The sequence below is a fragment of the Calditrichota bacterium genome (assembly GCA_016867835.1).
GTDB lineage: Bacteria > Electryoneota > AABM5-125-24 > Hatepunaeales > Hatepunaeaceae > VGIQ01.
The window spans coordinates 1-22,081 of record VGIQ01000039.1 but is presented as its reverse complement, the minus strand read 5'-3'; the positions used below and the strand labels follow the sequence as shown (position 1 = coordinate 22,081).

The following is a 22,081-nucleotide window of genomic DNA, read 5'->3' as shown; positions in this document are numbered from 1 at the left end:
TAAGTCCGGCAAAACGCTTGTGGAAGTCTTCGTTAAACCTACGGATGAAGAACTCGGCGATGGGAACGATGTCTTCCCGACGCTCTCTCAGCGGGGGAATGTGGATCGGTATCAGTTCGAGCCTGTAGAAGAGGTCGCGCCGGAACATCCCGGCATCTACCGCGGCCGAGAGGTTGATGTTCGTTGCGGCGACGATGAGTGCATCGACCCGAATGTCCTTGACGCCTCCTACCCGTCGGAAAACACGATTTTCGATCACCTGGAGCAACTTCACCTGCAAGCCGAGGGGAATCTCACCGATTTCGTCGAGGTAGATCACTCCACCCGACGCCAGTTCAAACTGCCCTTTCTTCATCTGCTTGGCGTCGGTGAAGGCGCCCTTCTCGTGACCAAAGAGTTCGCTCTCGAGCAGCGTCTCGGGCAAGGACGCGCAGTTGATAGTTACGAAGGGACGACTGCGCCGGGGGCTGCGCTGATGTATGACCCGGGCAATGAGGTCTTTGCCGGTGCCCGACTCACCGGTCAGGAGCACCGTAGGCGCTTCACTACGGGCGACCTTATCAACCAGCAGCAGGATTTCCCGCATCTGGGGCGACTCGGCGATGATGTTGCCGGTGTCGAACTGCCGCTGCTCGACGACTTGCAGGCGGGAAACTTCACTCGAGAGGCGCTGCATCTGCAAGCCTTTCTCGAGTTGCTGTTTGACCTCTTCGAAGACGAACGGCTTGTTGATGTAATCGTAGGCGCCCCGTTTCATCGCTTCGACAGCGGTTTCAATCGTCCCAAAGGCGGTCATGAAGAGGACGACCAGCCGGGGATCGCGGGCGCGTAACTCGACGAGCAAGTCTATACCCTGCACACCGGGAAGTTTGTTGTCGAGGATGACCGCCTCGGGGGCAAATGAGTCGAGTCGGGTAAGCCCGTCTTCTCCCGAGTCGGCGGTTTCGACGGTATAGCCCAAGGTTTTAAGATTCTTCGCCAGTGACCATCGGATCAGCTTCTCGTCATCTATAATGAGGACTTTGACGCCGTTCATTAGACTGCCTCTATGCTGCGACCATGCACCGGCAAGGTTACCTTAAAAGTCGTCCCCAGACCCCGGTCAGACTCTGCTGTAAGATGGCCGCAATGATTCTCGACAATCGAGCGGCAAATAGAGAGTCCAAGCCCGGTGCCCTGGTGCTTGGTGGTGAAGAATGGCTTGAAGATATCGAGCATTATCTCTTTGGGAATGCCGGATCCGGTATCGGCAACGGTAGCGAAGACGAAATCCTCGTCAAGGCCGCTTTTGATCATCAGAGATCCACCATCCGGCATAGCCTGAATTGCGTTTATGAAGAGGTTAAGGAAGACCTGACTCATCTGTTGTTGGTCCAGTAGCACCGGTGGAGGTTCAGAATCGAGATCTACATTCAATTCAATATGCGCTTCGCGCCGCTGTGCTTCAAGCAGAGTGAGTGCTCTACGAATCGGATCGTTTAGACTACCGACCGCGAACTCGGGCAACGTTGGCCGGGCATATGAGAGGAGGTCGTTCACAGCCCGATTGATGCGGCTCGTCTGATGCAGGATTTCCTCGAATATCTGCGCCCGCTCATCGCCCTGCGGCAGTTCAGCGATAAGGACTTGCATGGCGCTTGAAATACCGGCAATCGGGTTCTTGATCTCGTGCGCTATTGAGGCAGCAAGTTCCCCCACCTGTGCCATCTTTTCAGCACGCTCCAACTCGGCTTTATGAGAGGATTCGAGTTCCTGCCGCATCTGTTCGAGTCGGTCGCCGAGGCGGTTGATACGTTCGGCTAACGAGCCAAGTTCATCGTTACGACCGGTTTCTATACGGGTCTTGAACCTGCCGCGTTCGAGAGCTGCGATCCCTTCATTGATCCGCCGGATCGAACCCTTGACGAAACGAAAGTGGACCAGAAATGCAGTCCCGCCTACGATCAAGACCAGCACCACCGACGATCCGACAAGCAGCATGCGGGTCCGCTCGAGCACCTCACCGGCTTGCAGAATTGTAATCCGTCCATCTTCAAGTTGGCGGCGCTGCCGGATGAGATACCGGTCAAAAAGCACATTTAGCAGCAGGATCGCCAGGATTGCTACAGTGGCAAGCGATGTCAGTATTCGGGTGCGTAGCGAACCGGACATCTAATCAACCGTTCTTTCGATCGGTTGGTGGTAAGTTAGCCGTAACATCATAAGCGCACCAAATGCGATGCCGTAGAATATAAAGGCCCAGGTAAGCGAGACTCGAAAACCTTGTCCCATCGAAAGGGCTACCGCAAAGGGCGACGCGACAACGCTTGCTGCGCCATTCACAGCCCAACACCAGGCGATTGTGGAAGGTCCTCCCGGGGCGGCAAATTGCATCCCGGCCGGCAGGGGAATCCCCATTGCAAAACCGAGCGGCAGAAGAAGCAGGACAATCAATGCTACCCGAACGCCCATCGGCATCGACAACGCCCATGAGTTGATCGATGCACCTTGAAAGATATGCAGCATAGCGAAGAGAGCGATGACAGCAAAAGCCAGAACGTGCCATTCGAACTTCCTGCTGCCTATGATCTTGAAATCGGACGTTTGTCTTGGGGAGAAGAACAGACTTCCCGATCCGCTGGCGATGAGCATCAATGCTACCACCGCACCAGCGGAATAGACCGGATTCTCAAGCAGCAGCATGAAACGTTGAATCAGCACCGTCTCGATCATAATATAGGCCAGGCCAATACCGGCAAAGTAGGTTAGCAGCCAGCCTCGCCCCGGCAAACCACTTATCCGCTCTCCCCAAACGAGTAGCGGCAGGAAGATTACCAGAAGAGTCGATGCGATGGAAAGTATCAACAGCCAGAGTAGCGTATAGGTTGCATAATAGTTGAACTTCTGCCCTTCCCGGATCTCAAAGACTCTAAGGAAGTCCTTCATTTTCAACATATTGAAGAAGAAAGGTCGCTCGTCGATACTGGGTGACACGTCGAAAGGGTAGGAGGCGTAGAAGGCTTCCCGGTTCCTGGATTCGATGAGCGTGCGAAAATGGGGGTCGGGGCGGGCGTCGGGGGCGTAAACCAGTTCGAAGCCGAGATCGGCTATGTCGTGCCGGAAGCGGTTGATTTCATCGGATGTGAAGGGTTCTCCTTTGAAGATCAACGTTGCAAGACTCTCGTATCTGGCTATAAGAATGCCTTGATCCGGGCGTTCGATGCCAAGACGGCTCGCTGCTTCGAGGTAGAGCGACACCAGCCGCAGAGCTTGGCGCGGCGGCGTGAAGAAGAACCTTGTAAACGAGAAGATTCCGCCCGGTTTGAGCGCCCGCAGATAATCCTCGAAGGCTTCTACGGTATAGAGGTTGTTTTCGCTTAAAGCGTAGGCTCCGGCAGTGGTCGCAGCCCAGGTGTCGATCATCGCCACCTGCAGGAGGTCATACTTGCCGGGATTACGTCTTGCGAAAGCCCTACCTTCGGAGACGATGGCCCGCACCTTGGGATGCTTGTAGAGATAGCCGTTGAACTGCCCCAGCGCATTATTCATGGCATCAAAGATGAGGGGATTGACATCGACCGCGTCGATGCGCTCTGCTCCGGTGATCAACCCGGTCAAGACGTCCCGCCCTCCGCCACACCCTATTACCAGCGTCTCGCCATTGCCCTTCAGGCGATGCGCCAGCGACGTCAGGTCGTAGATAAGGTAGTTGATAGGTGCGAGGTTGCGGCCGTCGAAGGGGAGAACCGGTGTGGCGGCGCCGTCATCGATCAGGAGACTGAGGTGTTCCATTATCGGCAGCGGATAGCGCGGCGATGGACACCAGGTATAGACTGCATCGGTTCCGGGCTTGAACGGGATACCGAACGTCAAGCCCCGACATCCGCTGTCCTTTGCTATAGACGATCTTTAGCCAACCAAAGCGGTCGTTCGTCACGCCGGCCGTGAGTATCAGGAGGCCAAGCAACACCACTACAATTTGGCGTCGTCCTGTAGAAAAGCAGAGCGCGGCAGCAAGCCCGATGAGCGCTATGTAGAACGCGGCTGATTCGCCTCCCGCCCAGTTTAGCAAGGGGATGACAGTTAGGGCTCCGAGACCAGCGCCTACCAAATCCCAAGCGTATAGAGCTCCGATTTCACGAGGGCGGGACGCGAATAAACCGCTGACGACGAGGCCCGCGAAGCCGAAGGGAATCGCGGAGAGGATGTAAATTACGGCTAACTTGCCGCCGATCTGATTGGGCGGCAAATAAGCATTTACCGGTATTCGGAATGCGATAAAGAGGACAACCGGAACTGAAATTGCATAGAGAGCGGTGTAACGGGCACCCCACCGTCCCAAGTCTTCGGCCTGGAAGTGCGTCGGATAGCGATGGACTACGAGACCGGCTGCCGCCAGACCTAACATCGCTACCGAAAGCGCCATAAAAGCAAAATGATAGAAGAGCGTTGCCGAATAGACGCGCACCAGCGTCAGTTCGAACAAGAGGAGAGATAGACTGAGGGCAAAGATGCCGAAGAAGCGCACTTTCACGCAACTTCTCCATTCAAGGCAGGATACCTGACGATCCGCGGATTGTCAGGGTCCGTGCAGTCCAATTGAACACGGGAAGACATCAGGAGAAGATACGACATCTCACCAATGAATCCAACCGCTTCGCTGCCTCCCAAACCGCCGTTGCCCATCTGATGCAGAGGCGATATATTAGTTATGGCCTCGGCGGGTTGATTGGCGTTCAACATGAAAGACCACACCGGACCTAAGTAAATGAGACATCCCCATATCACTATCAAGCGCGCCGGAACCGTCAGGCGTCCTCCTCTGCCACTTCTCCAAACGATGCCGGATATCATCGCTCGGGCACGAGAGGTGAGTAGTTTGTCTGCCCGTCCCTGCCGGGTTGCGGTAGCAGCAGCCCACGACGATGCTGCCATAGAAGCCGTTATCGCGGCACATCGCGAAGGGATTGCCGACGGTCTCCTCTTTGGCGATGAGATACGAATTCGTGAACTGATTGCAAAGCATTCCGGTGAATCCACCGGCCTAATGGTAGTTCCGACCACGGGCGATGAGGAATCTGCAGAGGCGACTGCAGCAGCAGTGGCAGATCGGTCCGCCGACATCGTAATGAAGGGGATTCTACCCACCTCGAAATTACTGAAGTCTTTGTTGAAGCAGAAATATGGTCTGCGACGCAAGGGGCTTCTATCGCATACGGCCATCCTATCGCCGTCACGCTATCCGAAGTTGCTTGCGGTAACCGATGGCGGTATGGTCATCAAGCCCACTTTTGAACAGAAGGTCGAGATCATACGCAATGCCGTCATGGTGAGTCGGGCATTAGGCATCGAGCGACCGCGGGTAGCGGTCCTTACTACCATAGATCATGTAATTGAGGCATTTCCTGAGACCTTTGCCGCAGCCGCTCTCGCCAAAATGGCGCAGCGGGGCCAAATCAAGCACTGCGACATCGACGGTCCGATGAGCCTCGACACCGCAGTCTGGCCGCCTGCAGTAGAGCAGCAAGGGATCGATTCGACTGTTGCCGGACAGGCCGACGTCGTTGTGGCCGACTCTATTGAGGAAGGCAACATCCTGGCAAAATCTCTCATCCAATTCGGCGGTGCCGCCTTCGCTGGCGTTATTGTAGGCGCCAAAGTTCCGATTAGCCTTGTCTCTCGAGCCGATCCGGCTTTCAACAAACTCTCCTCGATAGCCTTGGCGGTTCTGGTCTCACACTTCTTAAAGCGCTAATGTCTCCTATCAAGTTTGGCCTGCCTTTCGCCGGGCGCTGCCGGACGTTGGACGACCTGATTACGGCAGCAGAAGGGCGCATTTCCAACGAAGGCCCCTTTCGCGTCGTCGTAGCGTCTGGCGAAGACCGCTTGTCGCTGCAGGGCCTGGAAATTGCTCGCCGCCGTGGTTGGATCGAGCCGATCCTGGTCGGGCACCAAAGACATATTACAGAATATCTTACAGAACTTGGCGAACGCAAGTCCAACTGGAAGGTGATTCCGGAAAAGGATCATTCGGTCGCGACTGCAAAGGCAGCTAAACTGGTTCAACAAAGCCGTGCCGACATCCTGATGCGAGGGCGATTGCTGGCACGCGACTTCTTTCAAGCCTTATTCGATCCTGCACTCGGACTGAGAAAGTCGGGGGATTTTTGGACCAATATCGTCGCATTGAAGGTGCCGACTGTTGAGCGATTGTTGCTGCTGTCCGACTGCGCTCTTATCGTCGAGACCGATTTGACCGGACGACTAAGATTGATCGAACGAGTCGTCGAATTCGCCGGTCAACTCGGCATCAAGGACCCGCGGATTGCGCTACTAGCGGCTGTGGAGACAGTGACACCTGGCATGCCAGTGGCATTGGAAGAGGCGATCATTGCCAAGATGAGTGAACGGGGGCAGTTTCCGAAGGGAGTCTCAATCGACGGGCCGCTTTCGCTGGACCTTTCAATCAATCTGAAAGCGGTGGAAAAGAAGAAGATGGAGAGCAAGGTGGCAGGGCTGGCTGACATTCTCATAGTCAATAACATTCACGTCGGCAACGTTCTATTCAAGTCGCTTATTACACTCTGCGGTGCAAGTTCGGCTTCAGTCATAGCCGGGGCGCCGTTTCCGATCATCCTCACGTCGCGCAGTGAAAGCCCGGAAAACATCCTTAATTCCATCGCCCTCGCGATCATTATGGCCGGGCGCAAGTCCAAATATTCCTAAAATGAATGGGAGGATACTGAAAGATTCCTCAAGCCCCTCTACAGTCCCCCCGTAGAGGGGGGGACGTGACGTGAACGAATTGCACCCCCCTATAACGATCAGAGGGCGGGATTAATCCCGCCCTCCAAGATCAAGTAATCACGCCCCGTCAACAATCTCCCACTCTCAACTCACGCACGACACCTCTTGCGCACAATGTCGCATATTTGCTCAAGTTGATCCTCCCTCAATGCCGTCCCGCTTGGTAAACAGAGGCCGTTCGCAAACAGACTCTCGGATACGCTGCCGCCAACGAATTCACAATCCGCAAACACGGGCTGTAGGTGCATCGGCTTCCAGAGGGGGCGCGATTCGATGTTTAGCGCGTTGAGAGCGGTATATATGTCTTGCCAACCGGCGCCGAACTTCGCAGGATCGACGGTTAAACATGTAAGCCAGCGTGTGGATCGGAATCCTTTCGGTTCGGGCATAAACTCGATGCCGGGCAGGTCGCTTAAGGAACGGGAATAATAGTCGAATATTGCGCGTTTTTGCTCGACGCGCTGCGCCAGGACTTTCAACTGGCCACGACCGATCGCTGCCAGCACGTTGCTTAGGCGGTAGTTGTAACCGATTTGGGAGTGCTCATAATGGATTGCGGGATCGCGCGACTGAGTGGAAAGGAAGCGGGCTTTTTTGATAAGTTCCTCATCATCTGAAACGAGCATCCCTCCTCCTGAAGTGGTGATGATCTTGTTGCCGTTAAAGGAGAAGGCAGCCAATTTTCCGAATCTGCCGGTCTGCTTTCCGTTGTATGTTGCGCCGAGGGCTTCTGCGGCATCCTCAATTATGGGGACGCCGAACTTTTCGCATATTGCGGTGAGCGGTTTCCAGTCGGCACTTTGCCCGATGATGTCGACAATGATGGCGGCTTTGGGGAGCTTGCCTTGTGCTGCTTTGTGCCTAAGCGCATCTGCGAGCAAGTCGGGGCTCATATTCCAGGTTGCAGCGTCGCTGTCGATGAACACCGGTTTGGCGTTGACATAGGAAATAGCGTTGGCGGTTGCTGAGAAGGTGAATGTGGAGCAAATGACTTCATCGCCGTGCTGCACGCCTAACAGGATCAGCGCCAGATGTAGTGCGGCAGTGCCGGAACTGAGCGCGGCGGCGTAAGGCATTGAATGCCAAACAGCAAACTCCCGTTCGAACGCGTCAACGTGAGGGCCAAGCGGGGCAATCCAATTGGAAGCGAAGGCATCCTTCATGAACTCGAGTTCGTAGCCCTCATCAGATATGTGCGGAGGTGAAAGGTAGATTCGTGATGGGGGCATATTTACTTGATTGTTAATGATTTATATCGAGTCTTCGGAACCAATGCTTGGATGCAAACGGTGTAATATTCCCAAATCGGAAATACTCCACAATGATTGCGTTCTTTGGGAATATACCCTCGCACATGCCACAGGATGTGCACAAATACTTCTTAACAACGAAATGGACATTCTGCCTAATACGCATAATTTAATTTCCTATTGTCAATTCCTACCAAGCGGTCACATTTAGCTGAGATAACACCTGGAGTCGCCCTGAGAAGTCCGGGCGACTCAGGTTGTCCCTGCACCCAGGCTATTAAGGCAGCAGGAAGATTTAGACCGGCAAAATGGGAGAAGGGGTACCCACCGCCGAAACGTGGATTCATTTCAAGAAGAAATATATCCTCACCGACAACAAATATGTCGCAATCAAGGTTACCAATGTGCCGCAGAAATCTGCCTATTGTGACGCCTATCCTGTATATGGCATCGTTTTCAACTATCTCTGCCCTATCGGTTTCGCCCGCGCGCATAGTTATTTTTCTGCGTATAGCAACCCCCCTGTTTTCTCCCGCTAAATCGTTGATAACATCGAGTCCATACTCAGTACCAATCAACTTCTGCTGGATCAGAATATTGCTTTCAGTCCGACCGTCGCCAAAGTGCCTAAGCAGCGAGGACTCAATTTGTCGCTTTACAAGCGCATATGAAGTCCCAAGTTCTTTAAGATCCTTTGCAGTCTGTATGCCGATCGAAGCACTTCCCCAACGCGGCTTTATAATAAGTGGAAAAGTAACAATGTTTTTTTCCAGAGCAGCCAGCGTCTCATCAATATCGAGCATCGTGTGGGGATAGTTAATTCCATTACGCGCACAAAATGCACCTGTAACATACTTGTCGCCACAAATATCGATGACACTTCGCTCGGAAACCAACGGGAATGTTCCAAGCGAAAGAAAACGATCCCGTGCTTCAGCCAATATCGGAAGTTCCAGATCGTTCAAGGGTATCAGTAATGCCACCCGCTCCCTCATGCATATATCAAGCAAAATGTCAATATAATTGTCGCTCGAAGATTCCGGAACGATATAACCTATATCTGCGTCCGCGAGCGCCGGCGCAAAAGGGCTTGCGTCTGCGGCGATAATCTTGCTGCCAGACGGAAGTTCCTCACGAAAATACTGCAATAAGTAATTGCGGCGACCGGCGCAAGTGAAAAGAACGTTCATGAGAAACTGATTTCCTGCTTCAATCCGGACCGGAAGGTTGCGAGTGAAGGTTCAACCTGGCGGGAATCGGTCGCCACGCCGCGGCTGAAGAGGACAGCGCCAACCGTGCTAAAGAGCACCTTGAGGTCGGTGAGGTAAGACGCTCGCTCGATATATTGCACGTCGAGTTCGAGCCGGTCGTCCCAGTTTAGGAGGTTTCGGCCTGAGATCTGGGAAATCCCGGTGATGCCGGGAGGCACTTGAAACCGGATGCGCTCGCGTTCGGTATAGTAGGGTAGATATTCGACCAGCAGCGGCCTGGGCCCGACGAGGCTCATCTGGCCCTTCACGACATTCCACAATTCGGGCAACTCATCAAGACTGGTCTTTCTGAGGAAGCGCCCGAAAGGGGTGAGGCGGTCGGCGTCGGGCAGCGGACGTCCTTCACTGTCGGTCGCATTGGTCATCGTGCGATACTTATGAAGCGTGAAAGTCCTTTCGAACTGTCCTGGACGTATTTGACTGAAGATGACAGGTGAGCCGAGTTTGACCCTTACCATTACCGCGAGGATGGCGATCAGCGGCGACAGGACAATCAGCGCCATCAGCGCAGCCGTCAGGTCGAAAGCCCGCTTGGCGAGCCAATAGGATCGGCTCCAGACGGGGGGGCGGACGGTTTCATAGTCGCTTGTCGCCCGGTTGCTCATCCAGCCATCGCCTTTAGATACCACTGCACTGTCTCCGTAACGCCCTGCTCAAGCGACACAACCGGATTGTAGCCAAGCCCACGAAGTTTGGTGATGTCGGGACAGCGGCGGGGAGTGCCACCGGGGCGAATCTCGCCGGGGATGACGCGGATGTCACGTCCCAGCGCCCTGCCAATCTGCAATACCAGTTGGAGAATGCTGACTTCGTTATCCACACCGATGTGATAAACATTCTGGTCTTCACCCTTGTCGATCACGCGCAAGAGGCCATCGGTAAAGTCGCGCACATGGCAGAAAGCACGAGTCTCTCTTCCGTCTCCTTGAATAGGCAAAGGGATTTCGCCGGTTGGATAGTCTTGGAGTAACCGGGATATCTTGACCGCAAGTTCGGGTATGACATGCTCGTAGCCCATATCCGGACCGTAAACATTGTGCGGCCTGAAGACAACAGTTCGGAATCGTCCCCGGCCGAAATTGAAGGATAGAATTTCGCCGATGAGTTTCGATCCACCATAAGAATAGCGCGGATTAGTCGGATCGGGGATGGACATCGGCACTCTTTCATCGGTGGGGACATAAGGCGGTGTCTGATAGACCTCCGAACTCGAAGCAAATATGTAGTTGGCGACACCAGCCTCCTTACAAGCCTCCAGCACATTCAGTGTGCCAATAAGCCCAACCGAAAGGACCAGTTCCGGCTGTTCATAGAAATAGCGCGTCCCGTTGATGAAGGCAAGGTGACAAACTGTATCGATCCCCTCTATTGCGGCTTTGACGCTCCCTGCATCCCGAATATCCGCTTCGACGAACTCGACTTGTTCCATATAGTGCCCCAACTTCGATGCGGAGCCACGGAAGTTGTTGTCCAGAATCCGAACGAGGTCACCGCGATCGACCAAAGCCTTGACGAGATAAGAGCCGAGAAAGCCCGAGCCCCCGGTAACGAGAATGCGATTATTTTTTGCCGAGGGCATGATATTTGATCCCTGCAGGAAGTACAATTGATGGAGTGAAGATATTCCAGACGTCGTATATCAATCCCGGGCGATTCATTAATGTCGCCATCGCTTCGATGTCAAGTGATGAATAGCGTCTGTTGTTGTTGAGGATCATTGCCACGTCAGTGTTGCGAAATGCCTCATCCTCGGACACACATTCGATCCCGAGCCGCTCGATGTCTTCGCGCGGGACAATATGGTCATGTCCTTTAATGCGGGCTTTGGGATAGGTGTTGCGGATCATCTCAATGAAATTCAGCGCTATCGAACCACGCAGGTCTGAGGTATCGGGCTGGCCCTTGAACGCGAGGCCAAGAAGTGATATTGTCGGATTGTGACGGTTCACAAGCCAGCCGTCAAGTTTGTGAAACACCTGCGTAACTAACTCTTCGTTGGTGCGTCTGCCGAGTTGGACCAGGCGCGGGATGAAGTTGTAGTCCTTCATAGAGTGGACCAGAATGTGGGGGTCCTTCTCGAGACAAGGCCCTCCGACAAAGCCGGGCAGCGCGATGTTGGTGCGGACGTAGAACTGATTCGCCGCAGAAATAACCTCTCGTCCATCGATCCCCAGGCTCTCAGCCATTAACGCCACTTCATTGCCGAAAGCAAAAAAGAGGTCGCGGTAGGAGTTGTCGAGCAACTTGATCAATTCTCCCGATTCATAACTTGTAACTGGCACGACCGATGAAGTGAGGCGGTGGAAGATATTTGCAGCGCGAATCACGGTTGCACGTTCGTCGGTGCCAACTATCTGTGGTAATTGGAAGAGTTCTTCCAGTGCCTTGCCTTCTATCGTCCTCTCGGGGCAAAAGCTGAGATTGAATGACTTACCGGTGGCCTCGAGGATGGGTTTCACAATTTTACGTGTGGTGCCGATACGAACAGTTGAGCGAAGTATCACCATTGCGCCGTCGCGCATATTGGCGGCAATCTCTCGCGCGACGTTCTCCACCATATCGAGTCGAGGCTCGTGTCTTGCGTCGAGCGGAGTTCCGACTGTAATGATGTAGAGGTCGTGGGCTTCCTTTTGGGGGATTTTTCCGGAAAAGCGGAGGTTGCCACTCCTCATTCCACGACGCAGCATAACGTCAAGTCCCAGTTCATAAAAGTGTGCACCGCCTTGATTGAGTTTGCCTAATATTGTGGGATTGACTTCAATGCCATCTACTTCGAATCCGCGATCTGCCATGGCAGTGGCAAGCGTCAATCCGACATACCCCATACCCATAATACAGACACGATTGTCCTGATTCACAAATCACCTTTCGGTTGAAATTCTGATTGGAGGGCGAACCATTCGATGGTCTGCTTAAGCCCGTCATCGAGTTGGGTCGCCGCGATAAAACCTATTTCCTTGTTTGCGCGTGAAACATCGAGAAATCTTCGGGGCGCTCCTGTCGGCTTGGTCTGGTCCCATACAATTCGACCTTCATAATGGGAAATTCGCGCAATGAGAATAGCAAGTTCTCTGATGGATGTTTCGCAACCACTGCCGAGGTTAAGCGGGCGCTCGTCGTTATAGTGCTCGAGAGCTAATGCAATGCCATTGGCGGCGTCGGTTACAAAGAGAAAATCCCGTGTAGCACTTCCATCACCCCAGACGACTACTTCGGGCAGACTATTTCTTGTAGCATCTGACATGCGACGGATCAACGCTGCTATAACATGCGATTTGTCTGGTTCAAAATGATCTCCCGGTCCGTATAGGTTCGTCGGTATCAGGAAGATCGAATTCAAGCCATATTGCTTTCTATAAGCCCAACTCATCACCCATAGATTGCGTTTTGCGATACCATAAGCAGCGGTATCGAGCGCAGGAAAACCATCCCACATAGACTTCTCAGGGGTGGGAATCGGCGCATCCTCAGGGTAAAGGCATATCGTTCCGATGATGACGAGTTTACGGACCGAGAATATACGGCACGCCTCGATGATATTTGCGCCCATTATTGTGTTGGCATAGGAAAAGTAGCCAGCTTGGGCAATATTCGCACCGATACCACCCACGGCCGCTGCAAGATGAATCACAACATCTGGATTGGTGAGTTTGAAGCAGGCATTTACCTCCGCTGCAATAGAGAGATCACAATCCTCGATTGAAAGTGGAATAACATTTTGATAGCCGTCTAACCTCAGCCGCTCACAGAGATGCCAGCCAAGAAATCCCTTTCCGCCGGTTACAAGGATACGTGCAGAACGATCAGGTTTCATTCAATTTCCAATTTTATTCAATAAGTTGCAATCGAGAATACCGGCAAGTTCGGTGGCGCGAAGTCTGCTGTCGAACAGTTCCTCGGCAGCCTTCCGCGCCCGTTTTCCTGCCTCAGCAAGGTCAATTCTATCATCCGCCAGCCTCTTGATGGTCTGTTCGAGAACTTCAGGTGATTTAGGGGGGACGCGCTCGCCACAATGGAATTTGTTGAACCACTCGTCGAGTTCCGATCCCGCATTCATTATAGCGACAATGTAAGCACCGACTGCAAGTGCGGAGACAGTCTTGCTGGGTATCGCAAGGTCCTCCATCCCGCTTTCGAGCGAGACGAGGAATATGTCGGCCGAAGCAAACGAATAGGGCGTCTCACTAACCTCAAGCCAAGGCAGCAGCGTTACGTTCGGCGCGGGTTGTTGCTTCAAACGCCCGCTGATCATCTCCCATTTGTGCCCGCCGCCGATGAATAAGAATTGGATATCGGTGCGGTCAGAAAGTCGATATGCTGCCTCGATCATAGACTCCAGGTCGTGACCTATACCCATATTGCCTGAATAGGCGATCACACATTTTTCTACCAGACCATGGGCAATAGCGAAACGGTTCTCGTTCTTTGCCAAGGGGCGAAACATCTCTAAATCTGTGGAAAGTTGTACTACATGAAGCGAAACCGATGAATCTCGCGGAATCTGTCGGGCAAGCCTGTCTGCCATCCTGTGCCCGATGGTGAATATGACACTCGATCTTGAATAAGCGAGGCGATTTGCCCACTTCCAAAGTCGCGTTAGCGGGTTGCTCGCGCTCACAATCCCCATTTGAACGATTACATCGGGGTAGATATCCCAAATCAATACCGCAAACGGGCTTCGGTGCATCCAGCGAAGCAACAATGCTATCCAGGGAAGAAACGGTGGATTGGAATAAGTCATCACCGGAATTCTAAGTGGAAAACGTAATACATAGAAGAAGGCATGCAGGGAGAAAAGTAACCATGTGCTCAGCCGAAGGGGGAAATTGCCCCTCCGGTAAGGGATTCCATATAAGACGTTGACCATCTTTGGATCGATGCCGGGGAGAAATGTTCGGTCTCCGGTTAGGATTGCGACCTTCCTGTTCCGCTGAACGAGTTCGAGAATCAGGTCGGCGACCATTTGACCGGCGCTCTGGTTCAGGATTATCAGATCGGGAATAAACCTTCTTTTACGTCCACCAGGCAAAGTGCTCATTTAACAGCGATCTTACGCAGGAAAGCGAAGGTTTGGTCGGCAGTCCTCTTCCACGTGTATGACAATGCCCTTTCGTAGGCGCTTGTGGCATTTGCAAAACGGACATCGTCATTTAGGAGCAGCGGCTCAACAGCATCGGCAATGGAAGCGGCATTTTCAGGATTAAAGTATGCGCCTCCTGAGCCGAGGATATCGGACATTGGACGCTTATCGCTGCAAGCAATTGGAAGTCCTGCTGCCATAGCCTCGATTAGAGCGTTTCCAAAAGTCTCAACAGAGGATGCGAAAATAAAAAGATCGGCGTTGTGATAGACGTCATTCATCTTATCAGGGCTCACGCGCTCCGTTACCGTAATCCAGTCGGGATGGCGCAATTCAGTAAGCGCCCGCTCGAAAATCCGCCATCCGATCCGCGACTTACCGCCAACAAGGTGCAGATGAATTTCAATGTTGGTGCGACGACGTAGCATATCGACGGCACGTGCGACCTCCCATTGGAACTTATATTCATTAAAGTCGGAGACATAGAGAAGCCTGACGGGAGACGTAAGATGCCCGCGGACCGGCGCTTTGCGAATGGCATCCGATAGCCCATTGGGAATTACCACTGCTTCCGCATTGCCTAATCCTTCAGACAATGAGATTTCCCTGGCAAACTGGGATAGGAATATGATCCCGTCAGCTTTACGATACGTCTTGCGATAGAGCATCTTTAGCAATTCAAGTCTCAGGCGCTCCCGGCTCAGGATCGGTAGTCGGCGGCGTTCTACTGAAAGATGAGGCTGTAGATTACGTGACATTATGACACTGCGTAGCGCATGCATACTTGAAGGGACCAGATTTCCCTGCACTCCGAAATGGATATCCGGTTGCATGCGCCTGAATATATCCGGCAGTCGGTGTTCACGCCATAAACGCATTCTAATCGGACTCTCTGGCATTTCATCTAAAGTGACAAATACAACGTGACTATCAATGGTTCCGATAGCGTCACGTAAACGTGATGTTCCTATCAGAAATACTTCGACGTCGTCCGGCAGATGATCTGCTCCAAATACGCCCCTTAAATGGGCGAGAATTCCACCGCTCCACCTCGGTAGCGTGTCAACCAAAATCCTCACACGGCGATTTTTCTTCGGTGATAAGACGAGATCATCTGAACGAATCGCATATAGTCGCGCTTGCCGTTAAGTTTATCTCTTACATCCTTAAGTGAGTCGTAATGATCCATGATCTGTCGAGGCATAAATAGGGGGTCGGTATTGTGCTGGATCGTGTTCCACTGCATAGTAACCGCTTGATGATATCCAGTAGCAATCAGCACCTCGCGAGATTTATGGGGCACCTCGCCATTGGGAAAGGCGAAGGAGGTGACTGCGGTTCCCAATTTGTCTTCCAACCACTGCTTGCTCGCACGTAGTTCCCACTCGACTATTTCCGGGGAGTCATTTCGCATATAGCGATGACTAAAGGTATGGCTCCCGATTTCCATCCCTGCCTGCTGCAACTCTCGAAGTTGTGCAATGGACATCATTGGCAGATCGTCGTAAAAATGGTGATCACCACCGGGAACGCATTTCTCAGCCTGAATGCAGCCTGCGGCAATGAAAAATGTGGCTTTGACGCCGAATTCGACGAGGATGGGCAGCGCAATCTCAACGTTGTCTGCATAACCGTCGTCGAAGTTAATCGCCAGACAGGAACCGACATCTTCATGCTGCCGCAAACGATCACCCAACTCGGCAATCGTGGCGATTTCTCTGCCGGACGCCAGCAATAGACCAACTGCTTGGCGAAAAATATCGGGGCGATGCGCCAGTCTATGTGTTGGATGAACACTGTGGAAATTGAATATCCTGCCGCCGCACAATCTGGTGAATGGACCTGCTACGGCGGCAAGCAGCCTCTTGGAAGCTATACCGCTCACTGGGTATCGTAATCAAGGCCGCTGATAGCCCAAGGCTTCGCTGCAAGTTCCGGCGGGCAGTTCTTAAATGTGTAAGTATAGAATGATCCATCCGAAGGAGCATGAAGGAAGCCGGCCGAATGCAAGACTGAATAATGCGGGTGCGAGGTCGTCATATAGGCCGTGATGCAGTCCATCCGAAATCTACGTTTAATCTCCTTGACAAGTCTGTTTCCAACCGCGGCGGATTCGATGTCGCGAAGGTAGATGTCCACGATCCTCATTTCGCGCAATGGACCTCGCATACCTGGTAGAAGGACCGCGCAGCCGGCACCGAAATCAATCAGATGGTAAGAATGAAACGGATGGCGCCAAAGACGATGTTCGAGCAATTCAACCCACCTTTTCCCCGCCCAAATGTCGCGCCAATCTTCCCTTAATTGAAGGAGCGAACCTAAGTCGGGAGGAATGTCGCGCACTTGCGATTTGCTCCCCTCGCTGACATTTACCGCCGTCATTCGACCAAGACGCTTCCTTCCTCGCAAGATCGCGCCAATCAGATTAAGGTAATTCAGCGGCTTCAAAAGCAGTTTGATGCCGCCGATATCGCGCGCGCCGACTTTCAAATATCCAGGACGGCTGTTGAAGTTGGGATACCCATAGAGAAAATATCCTCCTGCAAGTTCGGCATCCTCGAGACAGCGTTTCATTAGCATCGTGAAGAGACCTCGACGGGCGACGTTAGGGTGCGTCGATGCTTCACATGCTTCGTAGCCGGGATAGGACACACCATTACAAATGAGAACACGCGGCACAAAGGTCCGGACTGCAACGACTTTATTAGAGACATTCTCGCAAGCAAAATAGACGATGGATTTTCCCGCAGGATTATCCCGGTGCTTCCAAAGGAAAATGTCAGTTGAGGCAACCTGCGGCGTGCCGAAAGCGGCATAAAAAACTGGCAGGAATTCACTCACCACATTTACGTCGTCAGGATCCCATCGGTGGAAGGTGAATTCCGGGTCGCTCGCAAGATGAGATATTTTAACATTAGCAGCGCTCGGAATCGTCATTGCATTATATTACTCCGTAGTGGGTATAGAATCGCCGGACGCGTTCGTCTTCCAATACACCGTGATCAACTTGAACTGTCATGATTCCGGGATTGTAGTTCGCTTCTATAATACAGATGCCATCGTCGGTTGCAATGCCGTCCCATCCGAGCAGGGGGATAAAACTAAGGCTTTCTGCGAGCGCAACTACATCGCTAACCATCTTTTGCCAGCCGGGAATATGCACTCCCTCAATGGGGGCGCCGGTTTCAGGATGGGTAGTGAAGGTCAGCAATTGCGGTGGCTTTTTAATATAGGTTTTTCCAGGACCGAGAACGCCGGTCTTAAGATCGATATTGGCGACAATAAACCCTACCGAAGCGTCAACCGGGTATGAAGAAGCTGTTCCAATACGATACGAAGCAGCGTGCAGATAAGCCTTCTCATCATGCGGGTCGATTAGTGTGCGAAATCTAATTGTGTTGGTCGTTCGCGGATAGAGCGCTGCGGAAAAGGATGCTTGTTTGATTCTTGGTTGAACCATATGCCCACGCAAGGAATGAATCAACTTAACAATACTCGCAGCATGCATCGCTGTGCCATCCCACAGCCAATTGTCACCTTCCTGTGAAATAATATGCACCCCTTCGCCGTTGGCAGAGTCGATCGGCTTCAGAACCAATCCATTACCTTCCCCGGCAATCTGTAACAAATCATCAGCCCTTTTGATTCTATCGCAGTACATAATGGCGACGAGTCTATTACCAAATATCAGTGCTATTGTTTCAGGTGTTTTTATACGCTCTTTAATCAGATTCTCTAACAGAAGTTTATTGTCCGCATATATCCGAAGACTCGGTGCGATTCGATAACCTCTGACCATATGTTGAAAATCAGTGAGGTAGTTGGTAGATTTATGCTGAGCAAAGTTATAAAAAATATAACTGCGCGGCATGAATCCGAGACTGATCATACGGAGCGCGCGAAACAGCGGTAATCCCTCCCGATGGCGAAGCGCCCAAATCGGCCAATGGAGCGTGCGAGCAGTCTCAAATAATCTGTCAAAAAGGTGTTTTCCATTATCAGACATGTTGAAGACCTTGATATGAATCGGTTAGTGACGGATATATCATTGATAGTCTCTATCTTCTCGGTATTGCTCTTGAACACGACTGTTGATAAATAACCGGGGGACTCGAGGGGCGATCCCACAGAGAATTTCGTAAGGGATTGTATCGAGTTGTTGTGCCAACTCCCAAAGCGAAAGGGACTGCCCGTTCGAGCGGCCGAATATCATTGCCTCATCGCCAAGAAATGCTTGATCGATTTCGACTGTAATCATATCCATTGAGACATTGCCCACCACGGGTACTCGTTGGGAATTCAGGCACAAATAAGCGCGGTTCCCACATCGCCGGGGGTAGCCGTCGCCATAGCCGACCGGCAATGTTGCTATATATTTTTCACCCTTGCTAAGATACGTACCGCCATAACCGACACTCATCCCTTCAGGTGGTATTTTGCAAAAGACGACATGGCTCTTAAGAGTCATTACAGGCTGCAAATCAAACTGATTTTCCATTTCTGCGGCGGGCGGATATCCATATAACATTATTCCGGGGCGAACCATGTTTGACACCTCGAGTGAAGGATGGTGGATTGATTGAAGCAAAGCTCCGCTATTGGCATGATGGATATACTCAGGATAGATCCCACAACTTTCTGCATCGCGAATGACTCCTGAAAATCGATCAATTTGCTTCAACATTAATTCAGGATCGGGCGACTCGGTCGTCGCTAAATGTGTATAAAGTCCCCGAACTTCGATACGGCTGTGCGAAGCAACAGAATGAAAGAAATCGGGCGCAGAAGTCCAAGGCTCGCCTAAGCGCCCCATTCCGGTGTCGATTTTTATATGGATATGAGCCTGCATGTCGTGGCTGTCAAGAACTCTAACAAGAGGCTCAACTTGCTCGCGAGATGAGATTGTTAAGTCGAGGTTATTCTTCACTGCGGCTTCAAACTGACCTTCAAGCATGCCACCCAACACGAGAATTGGGTGGGTAATTCCCTGGCGGCGAAGACGAAGCCCTTCATCCAGCATCGCTACACCAAGAAAGTCAACCCTCTCGCTTATTAACTCTCGCGAAATCCCCACCATACCATGCCCATATGCATCTGCTTTGACGATAGCCATTATCTTGCGACCGTTGGCAAGTTGACGCACAAGATCGAGATTTTGCCTAAGAGCCTCACAGTCGATTAGTGCATAAGTGGGTCTGCCTTCAACGGGTATGTGATTGTGTTCTATCATACTGAATTATAATTTCCCATTACGACCTACTCTTTGATAAATTTGTCTTGATCCGATTAATCTATTTGCTACAGGCTTAGTATTAGGTCTAATTTCGTAGATTAAGCTGGCGCAAAGACCAGGAATCGCCCAATAAAAAAAAGCAGATACTTGGTAGCCTGCGGCAAAAGTACCACCTTTTATCAAAAAAACAAATAACAGCAGTGCAAAAGCAAGGTTCAGCACATTAATTGTATTTCTATTTATCGTGACCTTTGATCGATTGAATATCTGGTAGATAATATATAGCATGCATATTGGCATGGATAGTGCTCCAATAATGCCCATCTCAGCAGCAAGTTGGTTGCTTCCGGTTTCAATGACTGAGCCGAAATCAGTTTGACTATATTTAACACCGGCGAAAGTACGCCCCTCTGGTCCGTATTTACCGAGGTAGCTTCCGAATGGGGTTTCGGACAATACGGCTAATGTCCTATCCCATCCATACTTCTTGACTCTCGTCGCAAGAGTCTCATCAAGACTCTCTTCAGGATTGTCTGGTCTTATGAGGTAGGCTAGCCTTTTATCAGCGTTTGTTGTTAGTAAGGCAGTATTATCATCAATCCATTGCAATAGCAATATTCCAAGAAATCCCAAGGTGATGATAGTCATACGGTTACGCTTGAAGGATAGTGTAAATATTAGCAATATAATTGCATTGTAGGTCATTATCCTTCGACCACTAAGGTAGAGGATTATAAATCCAAAAACTAAGTATGCATAAAGCAATATCCGTGATTTTTCATGGGGTCTAAACATCAGCGCAAGGGTGATAATAAACACTGAAAATCCATAATATCCCAATTGTGTTGGGGTTGTAAAGAGACCAGTTGATGTGTAATAGTACCCCTTAAGCGTGGTAATGCCAAATTCCTCTATAATAGACACCGGTCTAAGAATAGTAGGAAGAGCCATGTCACCAAATATCGAAACATAAACTGATATTCCCGCCATAAAAGGCGTCATAATCCCAAGCACAAGCAACAATTTCCTCAAATCTCTATGATCCTCTATACATACATAGGCAACCTGTGCAAGAACGAGCGGAAGAATGCGCAATCCGAAGGCGCTGACTGCAACACGGGGATCGGCAACAATCCCCCCTACAATAACATAAACAAATTGCACTGCGGCCCAAATAACTAGTGGACCCGCAATCCACATTGGAAGTTTGCGTCTCTGCTGAAGTGACCAAATGCCAAAGACGGCAACAGGCACTATCGATATTCCCTCGATGATTGCGGGATTACCTGGGAGAATCTTTCTCAGCAAATGGCCGGCCAGAGGTGAAAGCAAGACAATCAGTAACACAATCCACTTCTTCTGACCAATTTCTGCTCGAGCATTAGTCTGCAATGCCTTTGCTCTTGGCCGCCTGTTTATCTGAGATGCGAGTAACTTGACGTTCACATCAAGTCTCCAATACGGTGGTCATATATCCTCGGAAAAAAACAAGCAATGCCACCTGCCGGGTTGTAGGACAGTTCACCGAATATAACCTCTCCTGAGTTTAATGCGTAAAGATCGACACGTAAAAAGTCGAAGCCAGACGCGAGATGTGAAGCAATTTCAAGCATACGATCTAAAGCGCTAGGGGGGTGGATTGCGATCCTTATAGGACGATTATAGATTGAAAATGATGCTGGCTGCCAGGTCGTGTCGAATATAAGACTAATCGGAAGTCCTCTCCGCTTTGTATGCACATTGATAAAGTGTGGTACACCATGAAAACAGTATATTTTGTAATCGTTCAGTTCATCGCCCTCAGGATTGGACAGAAATCGTTCTACGAGAAGACGAGGTGTGATTGCACGATAATGTACTTCGGTAGCGTTTGCGAGAATTTGCTCTTGTGACTTCATCCAATAAGTGCATTTCGCATGAATTTCGTCTCTGCTCATCTTATTCTTATCGGAAACGAAGATATTTAAGCCGCTTCCATAATTTGCCTTAATCACATATTTGTCTGGTAACTTGTCGATGTCGATGTCCCTTGAATCCATGAATACGCCATAGATTTCATTTAGTATATCATTGTATCCAGCTCCGCTAACGTAATCGCGAACGCAGACTTTATCGGTAATGACAGGAAGCCTATCATCCGATTTAAACAACTTGCGGTATAGGATCTTTTCATTGAAGGTCCTTGGCTGTTTCAGGTTAACTCGATAGCCAAGCGCGATCGTCGCTCTTAGCGATATTGCTCTCTCATAAACGAATATACGGCGCATCATCGGGAAAAAACTATGCGCAATTCGCATTCTAAATGGTAGTAGTCCGCTGTAGTATATCTTGCGAAAAGTCATTAAACCGGGTGACATTTCAAGTTATTAATGGGGTCATTTTATTATAGACACATTCAGGCGGCATAGGCGACCTTGGGAGCTTTGAAGAACCGCCGGACTATGTCCGGTCGTTTCTGCGT

General features: G+C 51.1%; 20 protein-coding genes. 2 read left to right on the top strand and 18 right to left on the bottom strand.

The window, feature by feature from the left end:
* The 4 genes from FJY67_05890 to FJY67_05875 form a co-directional block, all read right to left on the bottom strand.
* Window positions 1-1,036 (bottom strand): sigma-54-dependent Fis family transcriptional regulator (locus FJY67_05890; protein ID MBM3328989.1); only part of this gene is annotated, 1,036 nt, incomplete at its 3' end.
* Window positions 1,036-2,151 carry a HAMP domain-containing protein gene (locus tag FJY67_05885; protein ID MBM3328988.1) on the bottom strand — a complete coding sequence of 372 codons (1,116 nt, stop codon included), beginning with the start codon at window positions 2,149-2,151 and terminating at the stop codon, window positions 1,036-1,038. The genes FJY67_05885 and FJY67_05890, both read right to left, overlap by 1 nt.
* Window positions 2,152-3,852 carry a hypothetical protein gene (locus FJY67_05880; protein ID MBM3328987.1) on the bottom strand — a complete coding sequence of 567 codons (1,701 nt, stop codon included), beginning with the start codon at window positions 3,850-3,852 and terminating at the stop codon, window positions 2,152-2,154. It lies immediately after the preceding gene.
* A complete protein-coding gene (locus FJY67_05875) occupies window positions 3,743-4,513 on the bottom strand; it encodes a hypothetical protein (GenBank protein MBM3328986.1) in 771 nt (256 codons plus the stop codon). The genes FJY67_05880 and FJY67_05875 overlap by 110 nt, the downstream gene beginning before the upstream one ends.
* 234 nt (window positions 4,514-4,747) lie before the next feature.
* On the opposite strand from FJY67_05875, the gene FJY67_05870 reads away from it, so the two are divergent.
* Both FJY67_05870 and FJY67_05865 read left to right on the top strand, forming a co-directional pair.
* Window positions 4,748-5,734 (top strand): phosphate butyryltransferase, encoded by a 987-nt coding sequence (locus tag FJY67_05870; GenBank protein ID MBM3328985.1) that lies wholly within the window; start codon window positions 4,748-4,750, stop codon window positions 5,732-5,734.
* Window positions 5,734-6,705, top strand: coding sequence for a phosphate butyryltransferase (locus FJY67_05865; protein MBM3328984.1), 972 nt, complete (start codon window positions 5,734-5,736; stop codon window positions 6,703-6,705). The genes FJY67_05870 and FJY67_05865 overlap by 1 nt, the downstream gene beginning before the upstream one ends.
* 170 nt (window positions 6,706-6,875) lie before the next feature.
* Here the strand turns inward: FJY67_05865 and FJY67_05860 are convergent, their stop codons facing one another.
* The 14 genes from FJY67_05860 to FJY67_05795 form a co-directional block, all read right to left on the bottom strand.
* Entirely contained in the window at window positions 6,876-8,015 is a 1,140-nt protein-coding gene (locus tag FJY67_05860) for an aminotransferase class I/II-fold pyridoxal phosphate-dependent enzyme (protein MBM3328983.1), read from the bottom strand.
* Window positions 8,016-8,191: 176 nt separating this feature from the next.
* The gene (locus FJY67_05855) at window positions 8,192-9,226 is read right to left on the bottom strand and encodes an ATP-grasp domain-containing protein (GenBank protein MBM3328982.1); all 1,035 of its coding nucleotides are present in this window, start codon (window positions 9,224-9,226) and stop codon (window positions 8,192-8,194) included.
* Window positions 9,223-9,912 carry a sugar transferase gene (locus FJY67_05850; protein ID MBM3328981.1) on the bottom strand — a complete coding sequence of 230 codons (690 nt, stop codon included), beginning with the start codon at window positions 9,910-9,912 and terminating at the stop codon, window positions 9,223-9,225. The genes FJY67_05855 and FJY67_05850 overlap by 4 nt, the downstream gene beginning before the upstream one ends.
* A complete protein-coding gene (locus tag FJY67_05845) occupies window positions 9,909-10,886 on the bottom strand; it encodes an NAD-dependent epimerase/dehydratase family protein (GenBank protein ID MBM3328980.1) in 978 nt (325 codons plus the stop codon). Before FJY67_05845 ends, FJY67_05850 begins: the two co-directional genes overlap by 4 nt.
* Window positions 10,867-12,165 (bottom strand): nucleotide sugar dehydrogenase, encoded by a 1,299-nt coding sequence (locus tag FJY67_05840; GenBank protein MBM3328979.1) that lies wholly within the window; start codon window positions 12,163-12,165, stop codon window positions 10,867-10,869. The genes FJY67_05845 and FJY67_05840 overlap by 20 nt, the downstream gene beginning before the upstream one ends.
* A complete protein-coding gene (locus FJY67_05835) occupies window positions 12,162-13,121 on the bottom strand; it encodes a GDP-L-fucose synthase (GenBank protein ID MBM3328978.1) in 960 nt (319 codons plus the stop codon). The genes FJY67_05840 and FJY67_05835 overlap by 4 nt, the downstream gene beginning before the upstream one ends.
* Window positions 13,122-14,345: a glycosyltransferase family 4 protein gene (locus FJY67_05830; protein ID MBM3328977.1), complete on the bottom strand. Its 1,224-nt coding sequence runs from the start codon at window positions 14,343-14,345 to the stop codon at window positions 13,122-13,124.
* The gene (locus FJY67_05825) at window positions 14,342-15,457 is read right to left on the bottom strand and encodes a glycosyltransferase family 4 protein (protein ID MBM3328976.1); all 1,116 of its coding nucleotides are present in this window, start codon (window positions 15,455-15,457) and stop codon (window positions 14,342-14,344) included. Before FJY67_05825 ends, FJY67_05830 begins: the two co-directional genes overlap by 4 nt.
* A gap of 5 nt (window positions 15,458-15,462) precedes the next feature.
* Window positions 15,463-16,272, bottom strand: a complete 810-nt coding sequence (locus FJY67_05820) for a polysaccharide deacetylase family protein (protein MBM3328975.1) — start codon at window positions 16,270-16,272, stop codon at window positions 15,463-15,465.
* The gene (locus tag FJY67_05815) at window positions 16,269-17,324 is read right to left on the bottom strand and encodes a GNAT family N-acetyltransferase (protein MBM3328974.1); all 1,056 of its coding nucleotides are present in this window, start codon (window positions 17,322-17,324) and stop codon (window positions 16,269-16,271) included. The genes FJY67_05820 and FJY67_05815 overlap by 4 nt, the downstream gene beginning before the upstream one ends.
* Before the next feature lie 4 nt (window positions 17,325-17,328).
* Window positions 17,329-18,393: a hypothetical protein gene (locus FJY67_05810; protein ID MBM3328973.1), complete on the bottom strand. Its 1,065-nt coding sequence runs from the start codon at window positions 18,391-18,393 to the stop codon at window positions 17,329-17,331.
* Between the two features lie 39 nt (window positions 18,394-18,432).
* Window positions 18,433-19,617, bottom strand: a complete 1,185-nt coding sequence (gene alr / locus FJY67_05805) for an alanine racemase (GenBank protein ID MBM3328972.1) — start codon at window positions 19,615-19,617, stop codon at window positions 18,433-18,435.
* Window positions 19,618-19,623: 6 nt separating this feature from the next.
* Window positions 19,624-21,066 carry a hypothetical protein gene (locus tag FJY67_05800; GenBank protein MBM3328971.1) on the bottom strand — a complete coding sequence of 481 codons (1,443 nt, stop codon included), beginning with the start codon at window positions 21,064-21,066 and terminating at the stop codon, window positions 19,624-19,626.
* Window positions 21,063-21,977 (bottom strand): hypothetical protein, encoded by a 915-nt coding sequence (locus FJY67_05795; GenBank protein MBM3328970.1) that lies wholly within the window; start codon window positions 21,975-21,977, stop codon window positions 21,063-21,065. Before FJY67_05795 ends, FJY67_05800 begins: the two co-directional genes overlap by 4 nt.
* Window positions 21,978-22,081: the final 104 nt, after the last annotated feature.

Bases quoted from the DNA above. Each gene is read 5' to 3' on its own strand.
- FJY67_05885 (MBM3328988.1), bottom strand. From the start codon at position 2,151: ATGTCCGGTTCGCTACGCACCCGAATACTGACATCGCTTGCCACTGTA.
- FJY67_05870 (MBM3328985.1), top strand. From the start codon at position 4,748: ATGAGACATCCCCATATCACTATCAAGCGCGCCGGAACCGTCAGGCGT.
- FJY67_05865 (MBM3328984.1), top strand. From the start codon at position 5,734: ATGTCTCCTATCAAGTTTGGCCTGCCTTTCGCCGGGCGCTGCCGGACG.
- FJY67_05860 (MBM3328983.1), bottom strand. From the start codon at position 8,015: ATGCCCCCATCACGAATCTACCTTTCACCTCCGCACATATCTGATGAG.
- FJY67_05855 (MBM3328982.1), bottom strand. From the start codon at position 9,226: ATGAACGTTCTTTTCACTTGCGCCGGTCGCCGCAATTACTTATTGCAG.
- FJY67_05850 (MBM3328981.1), bottom strand. From the start codon at position 9,912: ATGAGCAACCGGGCGACAAGCGACTATGAAACCGTCCGCCCCCCCGTC.
- FJY67_05845 (MBM3328980.1), bottom strand. From the start codon at position 10,886: ATGCCCTCGGCAAAAAATAATCGCATTCTCGTTACCGGGGGCTCGGGC.
- FJY67_05835 (MBM3328978.1), bottom strand. From the start codon at position 13,121: ATGAAACCTGATCGTTCTGCACGTATCCTTGTAACCGGCGGAAAGGGA.
- FJY67_05830 (MBM3328977.1), bottom strand. From the start codon at position 14,345: ATGAGCACTTTGCCTGGTGGACGTAAAAGAAGGTTTATTCCCGATCTG.
- FJY67_05815 (MBM3328974.1), bottom strand. From the start codon at position 17,324: ATGACGATTCCGAGCGCTGCTAATGTTAAAATATCTCATCTTGCGAGC.
- FJY67_05810 (MBM3328973.1), bottom strand. From the start codon at position 18,393: ATGTCTGATAATGGAAAACACCTTTTTGACAGATTATTTGAGACTGCT.
- alr (MBM3328972.1), bottom strand. From the start codon at position 19,617: ATGATAGAACACAATCACATACCCGTTGAAGGCAGACCCACTTATGCA.
- FJY67_05795 (MBM3328970.1), bottom strand. From the start codon at position 21,977: ATGTCACCCGGTTTAATGACTTTTCGCAAGATATACTACAGCGGACTA.